The 18,051-nt window shown below is 45.0% G+C and carries 15 protein-coding genes and 2 riboswitches; of the genes, 7 read left to right on the top strand and 8 right to left on the bottom strand.

Annotated elements, in window-relative coordinates; all coding sequences use genetic code 11:
* Nucleotides 1-55 precede the first annotated feature (55 nt).
* The 3 genes from ACP7AA_RS10015 to gcvT form a co-directional block, all read right to left on the bottom strand.
* Entirely contained in the window at nucleotides 56-814 is a 759-nt protein-coding gene (locus ACP7AA_RS10015; RefSeq protein ID WP_426223475.1) for a nitroreductase family protein, read from the bottom strand.
* A gap of 274 nt (nucleotides 815-1,088) precedes the next feature.
* Nucleotides 1,089-1,469, bottom strand: a complete 381-nt coding sequence (gene gcvH / locus ACP7AA_RS10010) for a glycine cleavage system protein GcvH (RefSeq protein ID WP_144297111.1) — start codon at nucleotides 1,467-1,469, stop codon at nucleotides 1,089-1,091.
* 69 nt (nucleotides 1,470-1,538) lie between these two features.
* The gene (gcvT, locus tag ACP7AA_RS10005) at nucleotides 1,539-2,741 is read right to left on the bottom strand and encodes a glycine cleavage system aminomethyltransferase GcvT (RefSeq protein WP_426223474.1); all 1,203 of its coding nucleotides are present in this window, start codon (nucleotides 2,739-2,741) and stop codon (nucleotides 1,539-1,541) included.
* Nucleotides 2,742-2,909: 168 nt separating this feature from the next.
* Nucleotides 2,910-3,060, bottom strand: a riboswitch (glycine riboswitch).
* Nucleotides 3,061-3,114: 54 nt separating this feature from the next.
* Nucleotides 3,115-3,250: riboswitch (glycine riboswitch) on the bottom strand.
* Between the two features lie 347 nt (nucleotides 3,251-3,597).
* Here gcvT and ACP7AA_RS10000 point away from each other — a divergent pair.
* Nucleotides 3,598-3,918 (top strand): YcgL domain-containing protein, encoded by a 321-nt coding sequence (locus tag ACP7AA_RS10000; RefSeq protein ID WP_201565121.1) that lies wholly within the window; start codon nucleotides 3,598-3,600, stop codon nucleotides 3,916-3,918.
* 352 nt (nucleotides 3,919-4,270) lie between these two features.
* On the top strand, nucleotides 4,271-4,942 hold the full coding sequence (locus tag ACP7AA_RS09995) for a hypothetical protein (protein ID WP_426223473.1): 672 nt from the start codon (nucleotides 4,271-4,273) through the stop codon (nucleotides 4,940-4,942).
* Nucleotides 4,943-5,093: 151 nt separating this feature from the next.
* Here ACP7AA_RS09995 and ACP7AA_RS09990 read toward each other — a convergent pair whose 3' ends face one another.
* Entirely contained in the window at nucleotides 5,094-6,041 is a 948-nt protein-coding gene (locus tag ACP7AA_RS09990; protein WP_426223527.1) for an IS256 family transposase, variant Zn-binding type, read from the bottom strand.
* 240 nt (nucleotides 6,042-6,281) lie between these two features.
* Here ACP7AA_RS09990 and ACP7AA_RS09985 point away from each other — a divergent pair, with 240 nt between their 5' ends.
* Both ACP7AA_RS09985 and ACP7AA_RS09980 read left to right on the top strand, forming a co-directional pair.
* Nucleotides 6,282-7,148 (top strand): AAA family ATPase, encoded by an 867-nt coding sequence (locus ACP7AA_RS09985; RefSeq protein ID WP_271133945.1) that lies wholly within the window; start codon nucleotides 6,282-6,284, stop codon nucleotides 7,146-7,148.
* Between the two features lie 106 nt (nucleotides 7,149-7,254).
* Nucleotides 7,255-8,478, top strand: coding sequence for a vWA domain-containing protein (locus ACP7AA_RS09980; protein WP_426223472.1), 1,224 nt, complete (start codon nucleotides 7,255-7,257; stop codon nucleotides 8,476-8,478).
* A 126-nt stretch (nucleotides 8,479-8,604) separates the two neighbouring features.
* Here the strand turns inward: ACP7AA_RS09980 and ACP7AA_RS09975 are convergent, their stop codons facing one another.
* The 3 genes from ACP7AA_RS09975 to ACP7AA_RS09965 form a co-directional block, all read right to left on the bottom strand.
* Nucleotides 8,605-9,447 (bottom strand): phosphodiester glycosidase family protein, encoded by an 843-nt coding sequence (locus ACP7AA_RS09975; RefSeq protein ID WP_426223471.1) that lies wholly within the window; start codon nucleotides 9,445-9,447, stop codon nucleotides 8,605-8,607.
* A gap of 91 nt (nucleotides 9,448-9,538) precedes the next feature.
* Complete coding sequence (locus ACP7AA_RS09970) at nucleotides 9,539-11,341, bottom strand: FMN-binding glutamate synthase family protein (protein ID WP_201618750.1); 1,803 nt, start codon at nucleotides 11,339-11,341, stop codon at nucleotides 9,539-9,541.
* Between the two features lie 297 nt (nucleotides 11,342-11,638).
* On the bottom strand, nucleotides 11,639-12,466 hold the full coding sequence (locus tag ACP7AA_RS09965; RefSeq protein WP_426223470.1) for an IclR family transcriptional regulator: 828 nt from the start codon (nucleotides 12,464-12,466) through the stop codon (nucleotides 11,639-11,641).
* 175 nt (nucleotides 12,467-12,641) lie between these two features.
* Between ACP7AA_RS09965 and ACP7AA_RS09960 the strand changes: the two genes are divergently transcribed.
* Nucleotides 12,642-13,826 (top strand): acyl-CoA dehydrogenase, encoded by a 1,185-nt coding sequence (locus ACP7AA_RS09960; RefSeq protein ID WP_426223469.1) that lies wholly within the window; start codon nucleotides 12,642-12,644, stop codon nucleotides 13,824-13,826.
* A 317-nt stretch (nucleotides 13,827-14,143) separates the two neighbouring features.
* Nucleotides 14,144-15,343, top strand: a complete 1,200-nt coding sequence (locus ACP7AA_RS09955; RefSeq protein ID WP_426223468.1) for a CaiB/BaiF CoA transferase family protein — start codon at nucleotides 14,144-14,146, stop codon at nucleotides 15,341-15,343.
* 52 nt (nucleotides 15,344-15,395) lie between these two features.
* Here the strand turns inward: ACP7AA_RS09955 and ACP7AA_RS09950 are convergent, their stop codons facing one another.
* The gene (locus ACP7AA_RS09950; protein ID WP_426223467.1) at nucleotides 15,396-16,172 is read right to left on the bottom strand and encodes an IclR family transcriptional regulator; all 777 of its coding nucleotides are present in this window, start codon (nucleotides 16,170-16,172) and stop codon (nucleotides 15,396-15,398) included.
* A gap of 262 nt (nucleotides 16,173-16,434) precedes the next feature.
* Here ACP7AA_RS09950 and ACP7AA_RS09945 point away from each other — a divergent pair, with 262 nt between their 5' ends.
* A complete protein-coding gene (locus ACP7AA_RS09945) occupies nucleotides 16,435-17,907 on the top strand; it encodes an NAD-dependent succinate-semialdehyde dehydrogenase (RefSeq protein WP_298871671.1) in 1,473 nt (490 codons plus the stop codon).
* Nucleotides 17,908-18,051: the final 144 nt, after the last annotated feature.

The raw sequence follows: 18,051 nt of genomic DNA, 5'->3' as shown, positions 1-18,051 counted from the left end.
AGGGATGGCTAAAATAACTAATAACAATAACAATAACTAATGACGACTTACGATTTTATACGTAATGGACAAACTGCTCTTGGTTAAAGCGGAACTGGGTGTTGTAGACGCCATTATCAGCGCGCTCACCAGCACCAATCATCATAATGATATGCTGGTCGTTGCTTAAATTTAATAAGCGTTTCATCGCAGGCTCATCAAAGCCGCCCATCGGGCAGCTATCAAAACCGTGCGCGCGTAGGGCAAGCATTAAGTTTTCAGCGGCAAGGGCGGTATTGTTGGTGGCCCAGTTTTTGGTGTCTTCAAAAGTATAATAAGGGGACTTAATCGGACCTTTTACGCGTCTAAATACTTGCGTTGCGCCCCATTTCGCCGCTGATATTACGTTAATTGGTCCGCGTAAAAAGTCCATGGCCACGACTTTGGTGTAGTAGTCTTTGACTTTTTTGGGTACGGGTGTATCAGGGTATTCGCGCAATATCTGCTGAGCGTGATCCTGCCAGATATCGGTACGCGCAACGACCGCAATTAAGCGTGCGGCGGTTTTTGCCGCGTTTTGATTCATGCAATTCTTTACCGCGCGTTTGCGATTGTTAGCATCGTCAATCACATAAAATTCCCACGGCTGTAGATTACTCGAGTTCGGTGCTAGCATGGCCAAACGCAGACAATCTGCTAACACATCGTCAGGTATCGGTGTATCGGTAAAACGACGAACAGAACGACGTGATTCAACCACTTCGCGAAACGCTTGCAGCTGCGGGGTATGAGTAGGCGTCGCAATATTGTCTTTAAGGTCAGTGCTAGAGGTCATATTAGAATCCATACTGGGGATTGAATAATCAACTTAGGTCAGTATTGAGTGCAACTTTTCAATAGTGTCTGACAAGTGGTTAATACGAGTAATCGAATAGCGATTGGCAGTAGTCAATTGAGCGATAAATAGGTTAAAAAAGGCGTACAGATATCAGCTGACGCCAATATCTGTCATAGCAAGTTACATTTTTCAAGCGACATTTTTAAGATTGCAAATAGCGATATTTCATTTCAGTCAAATAGCGCTTTTCAGCAAGAAAGCAAAGCTGATATTACAGCTCGTTTTCGTACTCATCAGCAGTTAGCAGCGCTTCGTAGTCAGCGATGTTGTCAGGCTTCATTCTAAAGAACCAACCTTCGCCGTATGGGTCAGAGTTGATGATTTCTGGATCATCTTCTAATGCTTCGTTGATGGCAACGACTTCACCTGAGAGAGGCGCGTAAACGTCAGAGGCCGCTTTTACTGACTCTACGACTGAGATTTCGTCATCAACGGCGATGATGTCACCCACGTCTGGCAATTCAACAAACACCACGTCACCCAATAGGTCTTGAGCATGGTCAGTGATACCAACAGTGATAGTACCGTCGTCTTCTAGGCGTAGCCACTCGTGGCTGGCGATGTATTTTAGTTCTGCTGGGATATTGCTCATGGTCTCTCTCCTAAGTGATAGAGGATGGTTAACAAAAATAGTGGAAGCTAATAATAGAATTTATAATGACTAAGAGTCAAACTGCTGCTTGCCATTACGCACAAAGGGCAGCTTGACAACGCGGACGTCGACGAATTTACCCTTGCCGCGCAAATCGACCTGCACGCTATCGTCATCTGATAAGCTGGCAGGAACGCGGGCGATTGCAATTGAGTTTTTTAGGCTAGGGGAGAAGGTGCCACTGGTAATAAGACCAGTTTGCTCATTGTCCGTGCCTTGATTGATGGTGACGGTCATGCCTTCACGCAATACGCCGCGCGTCGTCAATAGTAAGCCGACTTGTTTCATGGCGGTGTTGTCGTCTTTTGCTTGCTGACGTTTGCTTACTAAGGCTTCACGACCGATAAAATCACGCTCGTCTTTTAGCGCCAGCGTCCAGCCCATGTTGCACTCATAAGGGCTGGTTTCTTCATTCATATCATGACCATAAAGGTTCATGCCCGCTTCCATACGTAAAGTATCACGCGCGCCAAGGCCAGCAGGTTTAACGCCATTGGCTTTTAATTGCTCAAAGAACGCTGGAGCATCATCGCCATGCATAATCACTTCGACGCCATCTTCACCAGTGTAGCCAGTACGAGCAACGAACCAATCTGTGCCTTCGATGTCTGTTAAATCAGCACCAACGAAAGGCTTAAGTCCCGCCAAGGTATCCGCCCAGCTCGGTTTAACTTGCGCCAGTTTTTCAACCGCATTTGGTCCTTGTACGGCAATCATCGCAAGCTCTGGACGCTCGGTAATAGTAATGTCAAAGCCTTTAGCGACTTTTTCAAACTGAGCCATGTCTTTATCGCGAGTAGCAGCGTTTGAGACGATACGGTATTCGGTAGCGTCTGCATTCATCAGGTAAACGATTAAGTCATCGATGATGCCGCCTTGCTCATTGAGCATGCCAGAATATAGCGCTTTACCGACGGTTTTTAGTTTATCAACATCATTGGCAAGCAGCTTTTGTAGCCATGCTTTAGCGTCAGCGCCTTTAACATCGGCGACGACCATATGTGAGACATCAAACATACCGGCATCGGTACGTACCGCTTCGTGCTCTTCGATTTGTGAACCATAATGGATTGGCAATTCCCAACCAGAAAAATCCACCAGTTTGCCATCACTATCAATGTGAGACTGGTAAAGAGGCGTGCGTTTAGGGGCTGAAGTACTTGCGCTTTGAGGGCTGGCGTTTTGAGAATTGGCGTTTTGAGTGGCGGTCATAACAAATCCTTATGTGTACATCAGTCGTACTCGGTAGAGTAATGAGCGATGTGCAGTATCATAGTAGCGAGAAGCAATATTGCAGGGTGCAAGCATTGCAACCAAGGGTAGCACAGAAAAAAAAGATAAAGCAGTAAGCCAAACCAGCGCTGAACGTCGGTTTAAGCAAAAGCCCTATCTGTCCTGTAACCTGAGATTTTCAACACGAACCATCATTTTTTTAAGCATCTATTTGCAAAAAAATAGCAATGATGTCGCATTTTCTCCCCTTCGGTGGGTAAGGCGTCGTCCGTCCTTACCGCTCTCCAGATTTGTTATGCCTTGTGTTTGGGTGTGCTACGCGATTGACGGTAGACAGCGAAACAGTCGTGGCATGTGTTTTTCAGTCCTTTTACCTGAGCGATTGGCAGGGTATATGCGCCTTCGGTGGTCTTGTTACAACTATCAACGCAACTCATTAAATGAGTGCATCTGACATCGTGCCCAAGACTCTCTCCTGAAAAACGCTTTTATTATGAAAGGTTAATGGTTTTTTTACAAGCCACCGCATGGATTAAAGTGAATAATTTAACCAAAATGCGCTTTTTTAGAGGTATTTAGGCAAATAAACCGCTAAAAAGGTCAATTTTTTGCGCCTGTACAAAGCAACATAAGGCAATCAAAAGCCATCTCGTTAAAGCCTGCTACGCAAAGCCACTATTGAAAGTCGGGCAAATTATGCTAGGCTAGCAACCATTATTCCCATATTCCTAATTCATTTCATCTAAGCTATTTAATACAGGCTATTTAATACCAGTCATTTGATAACTGTTTTAATTGATGGTTTTTAACCTTTCGTGCTCAATAGGTGCCCCTTATGCATTGCGATATTTACAAATTTCCCAAACACAATGATATGTACGTCTATATTGCTCGTCCTGATTATCCTAACGATACCGACGAGATTAAAGACTGGCTTGGCGTATTACCAAAAGACTTCCGTGCAGGCTTAGGGCGCAGTCAGTTTGTCATGCATCTAGATTTGGCAACCACGGCAACGCTTGCTCGTGTTGATAAAGAAGAAGTATTGGCGAAATTACAATCACAAGGCTATTTTGTACAAATGCCGCCGCAAGATGTTATGCGCCGTCAAGCCGAGTTGCGCGCCCGTGAAGCACAAGACAATATCTACGATTAATGCGCTTGTTTTAAAGTATTTCTTTTAAGTTTTATGGCAAGCTTCTTTTATAATGTGTCTTATTTTATAAAGCAACTGAAGGTAAATATAGGTCAGCGGCCAAGTGGCAGCAATTCATAAACACTCATAATCGGTGTTAATAACAAGCCAACTGGCGATGCGACCAATTGATAAAAAACGTTACCAAACAGTGGTCAGCATGCACTTTATTTAGAAGTCGTGATAAACTAGCAGCCTATTCAGTACAGATGTCGATGATGTAGTCGGCCCCATTTTTAGTACGACAGAACGTACCCTATACCGCTAGACACATAACGTGTCGCCGGTGATAAATGCAGGTAACCAAACACGTATGGACTGGTTTAAAAGTATCTTACACAGCTTACCATTGGAAGCCATCAGTGACATTCTCGGCGAGATTGCGATTTGGTGGGGGCAGCTGGTAAAAGACGTTCCAGCCGCAGACCTACCCATGTATGCGTATTTGGGCGGTGTCATCATCGTCTTGATACTTTGGCTACTGGTTGCTCGGGTCTTGCCGCGTCCACTCGGCGGTATGAGTTGGATGATGCTCTTTGCTGTTTTACTAGCTCCCGGTACAGCGCTTGGTGACCCTAGCGTGATTGCACCAGCCAGTATTAGCGTTGTCTATGCCATTATGATGAAAGACACGGCTGGCGCGATTGCTAATATGTTGCCGATATTGGTGGTATTGGTCGTCGGCTTGTTTGTGGGTTTTGTTTGGCAACTGATTCGCGGCGCGTTTGAGTCAAGCTTAGATAAAGCCCGCAGCCGAACGGCAGAAGATACGCAAGCGACGATGCAGCTAACCACGGGTAATTACTTAACAGACAATGCGAGTTTAGCAGAGTCATCCGATGACTCAGTATTAATGTCTAAGTCTGAAATAACCAAACCTGAAATGGCTAAGGCGGAAATAAATAAGCCTGAAGCTGAAGTCAGTTTAAAAAAAGACAATAAGCCATTGAAGCAAGCGGATAGTAATAAATCTAATAAGCTTTAAAGTAGAATTAAGCTGCATTAGTTAAAATAGAAGACACCGTGTGTGTCTTTTTTTATGTGAAGCCTTTTTTATGTAAAAGCATTTTTTACGGTGTAATGGACAAAATTCATGCTAAAAAGTAGAAGGTAGTCGCTAATGGACATAATTCATGCTATTTGAGTGATTTTGCCCCTAAAAAGTCTTTAATAAACCGCAACTTACGCTGCTCATTTAGACCATGATGACTGTGTAATTGTCGCTTTAACTCACTGAATAACCCTTCAAGAGAATTGATGGTATTTGGTATGTCTAAGTGCTCATATTCTTGATAAGTGAATAGCCAATCGCTATTGGTTCTGAGGCTGCGATAAGCACTTCTAAGACGCTTATGCGTGTACCAACTTCTACCCGTATCTTCATTGGTACTACGCTCACTCAGATAGTCTTCATGAGTTAACATCCAATAATCTAAGTGCTCTATGAAGTCAGCTTTATTAAGCTGTGTTAAGTTTAAAGTGAGCCGTCTAAGCTCAATACTTGCGATATTCTTAGGTCGACGAGTGAGGTAACGAGTCACTATTTGCACCTGATGAAACTGGCACATCTGGCAAGGAGTGTGGGTAAACAGGGTTCTAAGCCCTCGTCTACCATCACAGGTAATGCTTTGTACATCAACGCCTAACGATGCTAGATGATCAATTCCTTGCTTGTAGGCACTGTTGGTTTCATGACTGACTATCGCGTAGTAAAGAACGGCTTTAGTGGTATTGTCCATAAAAACCATTAAACCGAACTTACGACCGAAGTAAGTGGTATCCATAATGATATTAGCAGTATTCGGTCGCTTAACTTGATACTGGGTACTGACTTTGTCTAAGCGTCTTTGAATGGTTTTAAGACTACAGCTATACTTGTCAGCCAGTTGTTTGTAGGTCTGTTTTCCTTGGGTGTATTCAGTCCAAAGGGTTTGGTTATTGAGTCTTTTGCCACCTAAAAACTGCCGTCTGCAAACTAGACATTGGTACTGTTGTTTGCCTAGCTTGCGTCCATTCTTCTTGGTGTGTTTATCACGACAAAAAGGGCAGTTTTTTGATTCATGGCGTTGATTCCTTGCAAATATAGACAGTATATAGCGTTAGACCCTACGCCAGCATGAATTTTGTCCATTACACCTTTTTTACCGATTGAGGATATAAGTAATTAATGACTATTAAAACGATATCAGTATTATTTTTTTAGCAACTGCGAACGCATGAGTATTTTGGCAATTAAGGCAGCTGTGCTAGTCTAATTCATTATTTCTTATTCACCAATTGCCCCTCAATCCCTGTAATGTATAACAATAACTGAGACTTAGTTTATGACAAACACGACCGATAAAACCAAGAAAACCTTTACCGGTACGCAAAGCTATATCGCTACCGATGATTTGCAGTTGGCAGTCAACGCAGCGATGACTTTACAAAAGCCGCTGCTTATCAAAGGCGAGCCGGGCACCGGTAAGACGTTATTAGCTGAAGAAGTAGCAGAGAGTTTGGGTATGCCGCTGATTACATGGCATATCAAATCAACCACCAAGGCGGAGCAAGGTTTGTACGAGTATGATGCGGTATCGCGCTTGCGAGATTCGCAAATGGGTGATGATAAGGTTTATGAGATTGGCAACTATATCAAGCCGGGTAAGTTATGGGATGCCTTTACCAGTAAAGAGCGCAGTGTGTTATTGATTGATGAGATTGATAAAGCTGATATCGAGTTCCCCAATGACTTGCTGCATGAGCTGGATAAGATGTCGTTTTATGTCTATGAGACAGGTGAGACCATTACCGCCGAGCAGCGTCCTGTAGTCATTATCACCTCAAACAATGAAAAAGAGCTGCCAGATGCGTTTTTGCGTCGCTGTTTCTTTCATTATATCGACTTCCCAGAAGAAGCAACCATGCGTCAAATCATTGAGGTGCATTTCCCTGATATTCAAGAAAAGCTGGTCAATGATGCATTAGATATCTTTTATAAGCTACGTAATGTTCAAGGGCTTAAAAAGCCACCCTCAACGTCAGAATTGGTTGACTGGTTAACGTTATTATTAGCCGATGATATGGCACAAGAAGAGCTGCAAGAAAACTTGCGCGGTGAAAAGTCTATCCCGCCATTATATGGTGCACTGCTTAAGAATGAAGCCGATGTCAACTTATTGCAGCGTTTTGCCAATATGATGCGTCGCTAAGCGACAGACCATTTGTCATGATTGAAGTTAATGAAACGGCTTTATTCGTAACCATATCAGCAACGTCGCCAGATAATAATGTCAGCCAATAAGTGATACGTGTCTTATGTTTATCAAATTGTTCTATACCCTACGTACTTACGGCGTGCCCGTCAGCACCCGTGAGCTGCTTGACCTAAACGCTGCGTTAGATCAGGGGCTGATGATGCAGCCGCATCCTGAGAATCCAGAGCTATCTACCTTTGCCAGTCGCGAGGATATGTATCGGCTGATTCGCCTCTGTATGGTCAAAGATGAGCGTCACTTTGATAAGTTTGACCGCGCCATGGCAGACTATTTTGAAGGGGTGGATAGCCTTGATATGGACGAGCTGTTGGCCAAGTTGACGGACGTCCCAAAAGAATGGCTCGATTTAAAGCTCGACCCAAAAAATCTGACCGAAGAGCAGCGGCGCTTGCTAAAAAAATACGGCTCGCTAGAGGAGTTGATGAAAGCGCTTGAAGAGCGTCTTAAAGAGCAAAAAGAGCGTCATCAAGGCGGTAGTAAATGGGTCGGTACAGGTGGGACATCGCCATTTGGTGCCTATGGCGACCATCCAGAAGGGGTGCGCGTCGGCGGTGAATCGCGTAAACGTAGCGCTGCCAAAGTTTGGGAGCAGCGAAAATATCGCAACCTCGATGATGATAATCAGCTTGGTACGCGCCAAATTCAAATGGCACTGCGTAACTTGCGCCAGTTTGCGCGTACCGGAAGCGCGGATGAGCTAGACATTCATGAGACCATCAAGCGCACCGCCAAAAAAGGCATGCTCGATATTCATATGCAAGCTGAGCGCCGTAACCGCGTCAAGGTACTAATGCTATTTGATGTCGGTGGTAGTATGGATATCCATGTAGAGGCATTAGAAAAACTGTTTTCAGCGGCGAAGAATGAATTTAAAACCTTAGAGTTTTTTTACTTTCATAACTGTTTATATGATTATGTTTGGAAGGATAATAATCGTCGTCATAGTGCACCGATGCCTACCTTTGAGCTGCTCAATAAATACGGCCGAGAATATCGCGTGATATTCGTCGGTGATGCATCGATGTCGCCCTATGAGCTGATGACGGTCGGTGGTAGCGTTGAATATATGAATAATGAGGCGGGTATCGTTTGGCTTAAGCGGGTGCTGGCGCATTTTGATAAAGTCGCTTGGCTGAATCCTGAAAACCCCGCGTACTGGCAATATACGCAAACCATCGTCGAGATTAAAAAACTGTTCGATAATAAGATGTATCCGATGACTTTACATGGTGTGGAAGACATGACCAACTATCTGGCGCGCTAACGGCTAACTATAGATAACGATAAGAATCCTTTGCTTTATTTCTTATTGAAACACGCATAAAAATAGCCGTTATAAAATATAGCGGCTATTTTTTCTTTATATTTTTTCGTTTTTACCTTTCCTTTTCTAGTTTTTTGTTTCTATCAGTCCAATCATAACGCCCATCTCTTTTTTATCATGCTTATCGATAGTCGGTGCATACAATGCCGAAGCAATGCCGCCATCTAAAAATAATGCATTTGGACAGTTTAAATCATCCTTAAACAGGGTGGCAAATTGATAAAAGCTCACAGGCTCTTCGCTATTGACAAATTGTAGGCTGCCATCGCTGCAAACACCGGCACCATTACGCAGTTTAATCGAGGTACTGTCAGGATTGAACTGCGGGTGAATCTTATTATTGATGACCAACATGGGACCTGATTGCGTCGCATACCAAGGCTGTGCTGTACCACTTTTGAGCTGCTTATCTAAAGCATTGCTTTCAGTAATTTGCACCTTGCCAGACTTATCCCACCACATAACGCCATTGGGCAATAAGTGAAAGTTGCCGCCGCCTTCTTTAATATTTAACGCCCGCAGCTCTTTACCTTCGATAACCGTATAGCCAATCGGCGCATAATTTTCATTATACATACCGGCGTTCATGGCAAAATTCAGCGTTTGCTCAGACGGTAATCTCGCTAACAAAGTATCAAAAGTCAGCAGCGGCTGGGTGTTATTAGCACTGCTATTTGCTTGCTGCCAAAACAGCTGTAAAGAATAGCGTGGGTCTGATAACGTCTGCGCGTCGATACGACAAGCGCTATAAGTAAAGGGCACGTTGTGCGACTGGCATGACCAATGCTTTTTGCTATTATCAGTGCTGCTATCATTTGTGTGGTCTGTTGGCTGACAGGCGCTGATGCTTAATGCAATCAGCGCTGCCGTCAAAAGAGTGTGGGATGAAGTGAAAATGGCGCTTGGCATCAATGACTTGCCTTGTGGCAGGTGGATAGAAGTTATCTATTGTAATGCTTCTACCATATTTTGTCGCTTATTTGCTGCTTCGCTTATCCATTTAGTCATCTGTATGGGGTAAGTCGCGAAAAGTATTATTGACGTTGCCAATTAACATGCCACCATCGATGATGTCTACTGAATCATCAGGGTGTTTCGTGGTCGGCGCGCTGGTTTCTTTGCCTCTATCGCGCGAGTCTTTATTATAAGCAATCAGCGCATCGTTATTGGCAAGGAAGCTATCAGGATTTGCCATGACCCACATTTGGTTAAAGACGTCGGCGCGAGCGTTTTGCGCAAGCAGTGCGCCTTGGTCAGCAAAATAAAAGAATTTTGATAATAGCTTAATTTGTCCATTATCTAAACGGCGCGCAATATGATAAGGCTGTAATTGACTTGGATGCTGGAGGCCAACCGCGCCAACGATGCTGGCCAGTGATTTCAGCGTATTTTTATGGAAGCTTGCCACGCGCTCAGCTTTACTTGGCACATCGAGCGCTTTTTGGCGATACGGGTCTTGGGTCGCAACCCCCGTCGGGCAAGTGTTGGTATGACACGAGCGTGATTGAATACAACCAACGGCAAACATAAAGCCGCGCGCTGAGTTACACCAATCAGCGCCAAGCGCAATCATGCGCGCAATATCGAAGCCTGAGACGATTTTGCCACTGACGCCAAGCTTGATTTTGTCACGGATACCGGCGCCAACCAAGGTATTGTGTACCAATAAAAATCCTTCAACCATCGGCATACCGACGTTGTCCATAAATTCAACGGGCGCTGCACCTGTGCCGCCCTCTGCGCCATCGATCACGATAAAATCAGGATAGTTGTTGGTTTCAATCATGGCTTTAACAATCGCCATAAACTGCCAAGGTTGACCTACGCATAGCTTAAAGCCGACAGGTTTGCCGCCTGATAAATCACGTAGCTGCTGCCAAAAAGCAACCAACTCTCGCGGCGTGCTAAAAGCGCTATGCGAAGAGGGCGACACGCAATCTTGACCGGTTGGTACTTCACGGGTATCAGCGATTTCTTGGGTAATTTTTTCGGCGGGTAACACACCGCCTTGACCGGGTTTGGCACCTTGTGAGAGTTTAATCTCAATCATTTTTACTTGCGGGTCAACAGCTTTTTCGGCAAACGACTGCGGATCAAAATTACCCTGAGCATCACGGCAACCAAAATAACCGGTGCCGAGCTCCCAAATCAAATCGCCACCAAATTTACGGTGATAAGGGCTAATCGCACCTTCGCCGGTGTCATGGGTAAAGCCGCCCATCTTCGCGCCTTGGTTGAGCGCCATAATGGCATTGGCAGATAAACTACCAAAGCTCATTGCCGAGATATTAAATACCGACATATCATGCGGCTGCTTACAACGATCACCACCGACCACGATGCGAAAATCTTTGTTTTCTAACGGCTGGCTGACGGCGGATTGTAAAAACCACTCTTTATCATGGGCGTATAAATTGTCTAGCGTACCAAAAGCATTGGTGTCACTGACGTTTTTGGCACGTTGATAAACCAGCGCGCGCTGCTGGCGTGAAAACGGCACTTGTTCTTTATCGTTTTCCAATAAATATTGGCGAATTTCAGGGCGGAAGTCTTCGAGCACGTAGCGGATGTGGCCGGCAACCGGATAGTTTCTCAAAATAGCGTGCTTTAACTGTGTGATATCGTAAATCCCCAAGCACACACCGAAGCCGCCAAGAATGATTAGCCACCAATTCGTCAGTAACAGTCCGGCTAAAAACAGCAAGACCGCGGCAGCAAAGGTACTATAGCGCAAAAATACGCCGACTAAATAAGGAGAACTGGTTTTTGATTCTGGATTCAAATTGGTACGAGATTGGGGCATAACGATACTCAACAGTAAAACATTGGAATTAAAAATGCGGCAGAAAGTTATTTCGTAACTTTGCCGCTATTCATTATTCAGTATAAAAGGATTGGATAATACTCATTAAAACAAATTAAAGCGCCACCAACTTAAACACTGACAATAAAGGCAGGGGCTCAAATTGATGGCGTACATCATACGCCTATAATATCACGGCTCCATATTAATTGAGTAACGGCTTGCTAATAATGACGTGATAACGCCGTTTTTAAAGGTTTTAGCATGGCATAAACGGCTTATTAGCCAGATAAGCGCTTAAATACCGCGCCCAATTTTTTCTGCTAGCGCCTGCAACTTAGGTACAATCGTCGCCGCATATTCATCTGCTTTCCAGTTGGCACTCGGCACACTGGCATTGAGCGAATACGCATACTGCCCAGTGGCAACATCAAATACACCAACGGCCACGGCCAATATATCGGTAGAAAACTCACCGTCTGATACCGTATAACCATGCAATCTATAATGCTCTTCTGCATCAGATAAAGCCAACTGCGCGTGTTTATAATCCTCTGTAGATAAGTGCTGTTGTAAATTACTAAGAATCACACTCTGTCTTGCTGGCGAGCTGGCCGCATAAAAAGCGCGCCCAATAGCAGTACGGGCGACGGGCACTGCCGAGCCAACTTGCAAATTGACTGACAGGCGAGCAGGGCTACGACAACAAGCGTGATAGCGCATTTCTCCTTCGACTTCGGTTGCTAAATTCACCGATACTTCATTGCTACTGGCAAACTGTCGTAGCAACGGCTCAGCTGCCGCCACCATGTCGTGACGACTCCACGCCGTTGCGCTGAGTCTCACCGCGCTACTGCCTAATTGATATTGTCCATGCTCGGTCATGCGTAAAAATCCAAGCGTCATCAAAGTATGAATAAGACGGGTGATGGTCGCTTTTGGCAAGGAAGTCATTTGACACAATTGCTGGTGGCTGAGTTGCTCATGCTGCTCAAAGGCTGCCAATAAAGTCAGTCCACGCCCCAGTGCGGTGACAAACTGCCGGTCGTTATCGTCCTTACTTTGCTCAAGAATGGTGGTCATTCGATCGAGTAGTGGCAGAGCTGCCGATACATTTTTTGTCATTTTATGCTCATTTTTTTTGATAAAGGTTTACAGCGCGGTAAAACTTTGCTTAAATAGATTTAAATTATGAAACTAAGTTTCGCACAGCGGAATAAGCAAGTCAATAACCTGTGCAGTCAATTTACTTATTAATCACTACTCGTCGGTCAGGAAGACTGACATCAAGGAGATCCACATGGCAACATCTACGCGTCCAAGTTTCGATTGGGAAGATCCGTTTTTATTACGCAACCAGTTGACTGATGAAGAGCGCATAGTCACGGACAGCGCCCGTCAGTTTTTTCAAAAAGAGTTGATGCCTGGCATTTTAGAGGCTAATCGTAACGAGAACTTTGACCGTAATATCATGCGTCAAATGGGTGAGATGGGCTTGCTTGGCGTAACGATTGAAGGTTATGGCTGTGCTGGTTTATCAAGTGTCGCTTACGGTCTGATTGCCAAAGAAATCGAAGCCGTTGACTCTGGCTACCGTTCAGCGATGAGCGTGCAATCAAGCTTGGTCATGCATCCTATCTGGGCGTACGGCACCGAAGAGCAAAGAGAGAGATATCTGCCTAAGCTTGCTACTGGCGAATATGTTGGCTGCTTTGGTCTGACTGAGCCGGATTCAGGCTCAGATCCTGCCTCGATGTCGACCCGTGCGCGCGCGGTTGATGGCGGTTATGAGCTGACAGGTAATAAGATGTGGATTACCAACAGCCCTATCGCTGATGTGTTTGTCGTTTGGGCAAAGGACGATTCCGGTGAGATTCGCGGTTTTGTTTTAGATAAAGGTATGAAAGGGTTATCAGCGCCGAAGATTGAAGGTAAGTTTTCACTACGTGCTTCAGTCACCGGTGAAATCGTTATGGACAAGGTATTTGTCCCTGAAGCCAATGCTTTCCCAGATATCCGTGGTCTAAAAGGTCCATTTGGTTGCTTAAATAAAGCCCGTTACGGTATCGCTTGGGGCGCGATGGGGGCAGCTGAATTCTGCTGGAAAGCAGCACGCCAGTACACGCTAGACCGTAAACAGTTTGGTCGTCCGCTCGCCGCAACGCAGCTCGTACAATTGAAGCTTGCCAATATGCAAACAGAAATTACCTTGGGTCTACAAGCGGCATTGCGTGTTGGTCGTCTGATGGATGAAGACAATGCGGCGCCTGAGATGATTTCACTGATTAAGCGTAATAACTGCGGTAAGGCGCTCGATATCGCGCGTATTGCTCGTGATATGCATGGCGGCAACGGTATTTCGGATGAGTTCCACATTATTCGTCATGTGATGAACTTAGAAGCGGTTAATACCTATGAAGGTACGCACGATATTCATGCGCTTATCCTAGGTCGTGCACAGACTGGCATTCAAGCGTTTTATTAATAAGTGCTAGCTAGTCAATGCTAGCCAGTTTTAGACCATTAACGTACGTTGCTGTTTGGCTTTTTATAAGCTGTTATAAACAGGAACGTACGTTTCTGAGTTTTTAAGCATTTTTTAAGCACTGTTCTTATGCATAGTTCCTATGCATAGTTCTTATACATTGTTTTCATCCATCGTTGTTATGCATCATTTATTTAGCAGTGTCTATTCTTAAAAGGTATTCAGGCATTGAAGAAAAGACAGTAAAAGCTAAATGATACATGGCAATTTTTTATCAAATTTTTATCAAAGAATAAGTTACATAATAAGGGAAGATTATGACTGATATGGCAAATGGTGCATTACACGGTATCAAGGTGCTCGACTTGTCGAGAGTGTTGGCCGGTCCTTCTTGTACTCAAGTGCTTGCAGATTTGGGCGCTGAAGTCATCAAGGTTGAGCGTCCACATATTGGTGATGAAACGCGTCATTGGGCGCCGCCAAAATTCAGTGATGATACCTCCGCTTATTACGCCACTATTAACCGCAATAAAAAATCTCTCACCGTCGATATCACCACGCCTGCCGGACAAACCATTATCAAGCAGCTTGTTGCCGATAGCGATATCGTCGTTGAAAACTTTAAAGTGGGTGGTTTAAAGAAATACGGCTTAGATTATGACAGTCTAAAACAAGACAATCCGCGCCTTATTTATGCGTCATTAACGGGTTTTGGTCAGACAGGTCCAGACGCCAAGCGCCCCGGTTATGACTATATTATTCAAGGCTTGTCAGGACTGATGAGTATTACTGGTCCAAGCGATGGCGAACCGCATAAGGTAGGCGTGGCAGTCGTCGATTTATTCGCCGGATTGCAGCTGACCATCGGTATTCAAGCGGCCTTATTAGCGCGTCAAAATACGGGACTTGGGCAGCATGTCGATGTGGCATTGCTTGATAGCGCGCTTGCGATGCTCGCCAACGTCGGTATGAATTATTTGGCATCCGACAAAGTCCCGCCAAGACTCGGCAATCAGCATCCTAATATCGTGCCTTATCAAGTGTTTGCAGGGCAGGGTGACGCGCACTTTATCTTAGCCTGTGGTAATGACAGTCAGTTTGCCAAGCTTTGCACTGTGTTGGGCGTTGATTGGCATAGCGACAGCCGTTTTGCGACCAATCCTACCCGGGTTGCCAATCGTGAGCTACTTTGTGATGAGTTAGCTAAGAAGTTTGCCGAGCAACCTCGCAGCTATTGGTTAGAGGTGTTAGATAAAGCAGGTATTCCTTGTGGCGCGATTCATAATATCTCTGAGGCATTGGACATGCCGCAAGCGCTGGCACGTGAGATGGTGGTTGATTTTGCCAGACAAGGCAGCCCTGTTCGTGCCCTTGGGAATCCGATTAAATTATCCGCCTCACCAGTTACTTATCGTACGCCGCCACCGCAATTGAGCGAGCATACCGATAGTACGCTTGCTGATTTGGGCTATGACAGCGACATGATAGCCAAGCTGAAAGCCGATGGGATTGTTTAAGCTTATTTTTAAATCATAGATATCAGTAGCGGACGTTTAATAATATTTATTGCTATCTCAGTTTTAAATACTCGGCCTTAAAACCCAAACGCTGCTCAATTTGCTCTGCCAATTCAATCAGTACCGCACTGACCTCAGCTCGCTTGGACTCATACTCTGCTTGTAAAAAGCTGACAGCCATACCTGCTACCGCGTTGCCTGAGGCATTGCGAATATAAGTGCCTAAGCAATACATGCCCTCGCGCAGTTGTCCATCGTCAAGGGAGATGCGACTGTTTTGAATAGCCGTCAGCTCAGTGGACAAGTCATTAAAGTTATCGACACCATGCTGGGTAATAGGCGTAGGGAAACCGCTGGCATAGATGGACTTTATGCTGTCCATAGAAAAGGTGGAAAGCATGGCTTTACCAGTAGCAGAAAATACTGCTGGTACGCGAACACCAGCGCGGAAAGTAAAGCCAAGCGGAGCAGGCGCTTCATGGCAAGCTAAAAATACCACTTCACCAAAATCGAGTTTGGACAAAGTCACCGTATGTTGAAGCAGGGTAGGATACTGGACAATAAGGTCTTTAAATAGCTGAATGACACCTTGCTGCTGCTCATACTTACCCGCCCAATACATCAAATACGAACCCAAATGAAAGCGGCTGTCGCTGTCTTTATAGATCACATGCTTAGTCAGGAGGGTTTGCAAAATATTGTGGGTCGAGCTACGCGGCAGGTTAAGCTCTTTGGCAATATGAGCCGCTGTTAAAGGCTGGGTGCTATCGGTAATCAAATCTAAAATCTGAAAAGTCTTGTCCAAAGCAGGAACGGCAGTGGTGCTCATAAGGAACCTATAAAAGTCGGTAAAATTAAAAAAACATCAAAATAAAGCGATAAATCATCACAAAGTTGATAATAGGGGTTGCAAATATGCGTCCATCATTCTTATAATGATGTCTCATATATAGAATAGATGTTCAGTATATTGAACAAATAACAAGTTATCAATAATTATTTAAGTTATAACCTTTTATTTATTGTTAGTTTTTTATCGCTATAAATTTGCAAACCCTATCTGCAAAATAACATTGACAAGGAGTGTCAACATGTCACAACTGCCACATACGCTACCGCTATCAAACCCAGACCTACTCAAACAGCAATGCTTCATCAAAGATGGCTGGCATGGTGCTAGTGATGACGCCACTATTGACGTCAGCAATCCTTTTAACAGCGAGATTATCGGTAGCGTGCCAAGCCTGACGACCGACGATGTCAATGATGCGGTTGCGGCTTCTCATGAAGCGCAAATCACGTGGGCGGCCAAAACCCCAAAAGAGCGCGCTGAGCTACTACAAAAGTGGGCCGACCTTATCGATGCCAACAAAGAAGATTTGGCCATCATTATGACCGCCGAGCAAGGCAAGCCTTTAACCGAGTCACGCGGGGAAGTTGGCTATGCCAATAGTTTTATCCGCTGGTTTGCTGAAGAAGGCAAGCGTGTATACGGCGATGTTATCCCTGCCAATCAAGCACAGCTGCGCCATGTCATCCTAAAACAGCCTGTGGGTGTTTGCGCGGCTATCACGCCTTGGAACTTCCCAGCAGCGATGATTACCCGTAAAGCAGCCCCTGCCCTAGCAGCAGGCTGTACCATGATTATCAAACCTGCAACCGAAACGCCATTTTCTGCCTTGGCACTGGCTGCCTTGGCTGAGCAAGCGGGTATTCCTGCAGGCGTTATCCAAGTCGTCACAGGCAAATCATCAACCATCGGCGATATCCTAACTGGCGATGCACGCATTCACAAACTATCATTTACCGGCTCTACCGAAGTCGGTCGTACCTTGATGGCTCAATGCGCGCCAACCATCAAAAAACTGTCATTAGAGCTCGGTGGCAATGCGCCATTTATCGTCTTTGATGATGCTGATCTTGAAAAAGCCGCTGAAGGATTAATCGCCTCTAAATATCGTAACGCCGGTCAAACTTGTGTTTGCGCCAACCGCGTCTACGTGCAGGACAGTATCAAAGACAAATTCCTAGACGTATTTGTGAAAAAAGTCGCTGAGCTTAATGTCGGTAATGGCATGGACGAAGGCGTCGATATCGGTCCGTTGATTAATAAAAAAGCCTTGGAAAAAGTGCAAGCACTGCTAAAAGACGCGTTAGATAAAGGCGCAACCCTTATCACGGGCGGCAGCACCAATGGCGCATCAGAGCTGACTTATAATCCAACGGTGATTACCGATATCAGCAGTGACATGGATATCGCCCACGAAGAAATCTTTGGCCCTATCGCCACTATCTTTACCTTTAAAGATGAAGCCGACGTCATTCGTCAAGCTAACGATACTATTTATGGTTTGGCTGCTTACTTCTACAGTGGTAGTTATGCACGCTCATGGCGCGTTACCGAAGGTTTAGAGTACGGCATCATCGGTCATAATACCGGTCTAATTTCTACCGAAGTCGCACCATTTGGCGGCGTTAAGCAGTCGGGCTTTGGCCGCGAAGGCTCAAAATACGGCATCGAAGAATATGTTGTGACCAAATACTGGTGCTCTGATGTTAGTTAATAGCTGGAGCTAATAGTTAGCTATTTTATGTTTTAACCGTTTAATTTTCACTCAGTATTTAACGGGATTCAGCAGCAGGAATCCCCAATATTGCTAAACCTTATTTTATAAACCGCCATCACATCACTGGCATTTACGTAAAGA

It is taken from the genome of Psychrobacter sp. DWR1-2-3 (assembly GCF_049896465.1).
In the GTDB taxonomy this organism is placed as follows: Bacteria; Pseudomonadota; Gammaproteobacteria; order Pseudomonadales; family Moraxellaceae; genus Psychrobacter; species Psychrobacter maritimus.
Note: the sequence above shows the minus strand (reverse complement) of the source record. Positions and strands in the feature narration are given on the sequence as shown.

Bases quoted from the DNA above. Each gene is read 5' to 3' on its own strand.
- ACP7AA_RS10015 (WP_426223475.1), bottom strand. From the start codon at position 814: ATGACCTCTAGCACTGACCTTAAAGACAATATTGCGACGCCTACTCAT.
- ACP7AA_RS09970 (WP_201618750.1), bottom strand. From the start codon at position 11,341: ATGCCCCAATCTCGTACCAATTTGAATCCAGAATCAAAAACCAGTTCT.
- ACP7AA_RS09965 (WP_426223470.1), bottom strand. From the start codon at position 12,466: ATGACAAAAAATGTATCGGCAGCTCTGCCACTACTCGATCGAATGACC.
- ACP7AA_RS09955 (WP_426223468.1), top strand. From the start codon at position 14,144: ATGACTGATATGGCAAATGGTGCATTACACGGTATCAAGGTGCTCGAC.
- ACP7AA_RS09975 (WP_426223471.1), bottom strand. From the start codon at position 9,447: ATGCCAAGCGCCATTTTCACTTCATCCCACACTCTTTTGACGGCAGCG.
- ACP7AA_RS09950 (WP_426223467.1), bottom strand. From the start codon at position 16,172: ATGAGCACCACTGCCGTTCCTGCTTTGGACAAGACTTTTCAGATTTTA.
- gcvT (WP_426223474.1), bottom strand. From the start codon at position 2,741: ATGACCGCCACTCAAAACGCCAATTCTCAAAACGCCAGCCCTCAAAGC.
- ACP7AA_RS09980 (WP_426223472.1), top strand. From the start codon at position 7,255: ATGTTTATCAAATTGTTCTATACCCTACGTACTTACGGCGTGCCCGTC.
- ACP7AA_RS09995 (WP_426223473.1), top strand. From the start codon at position 4,271: ATGGACTGGTTTAAAAGTATCTTACACAGCTTACCATTGGAAGCCATC.
- ACP7AA_RS09985 (WP_271133945.1), top strand. From the start codon at position 6,282: ATGACAAACACGACCGATAAAACCAAGAAAACCTTTACCGGTACGCAA.
- ACP7AA_RS09945 (WP_298871671.1), top strand. From the start codon at position 16,435: ATGTCACAACTGCCACATACGCTACCGCTATCAAACCCAGACCTACTC.
- ACP7AA_RS10000 (WP_201565121.1), top strand. From the start codon at position 3,598: ATGCATTGCGATATTTACAAATTTCCCAAACACAATGATATGTACGTC.
- gcvH (WP_144297111.1), bottom strand. From the start codon at position 1,469: ATGAGCAATATCCCAGCAGAACTAAAATACATCGCCAGCCACGAGTGG.
- ACP7AA_RS09960 (WP_426223469.1), top strand. From the start codon at position 12,642: ATGGCAACATCTACGCGTCCAAGTTTCGATTGGGAAGATCCGTTTTTA.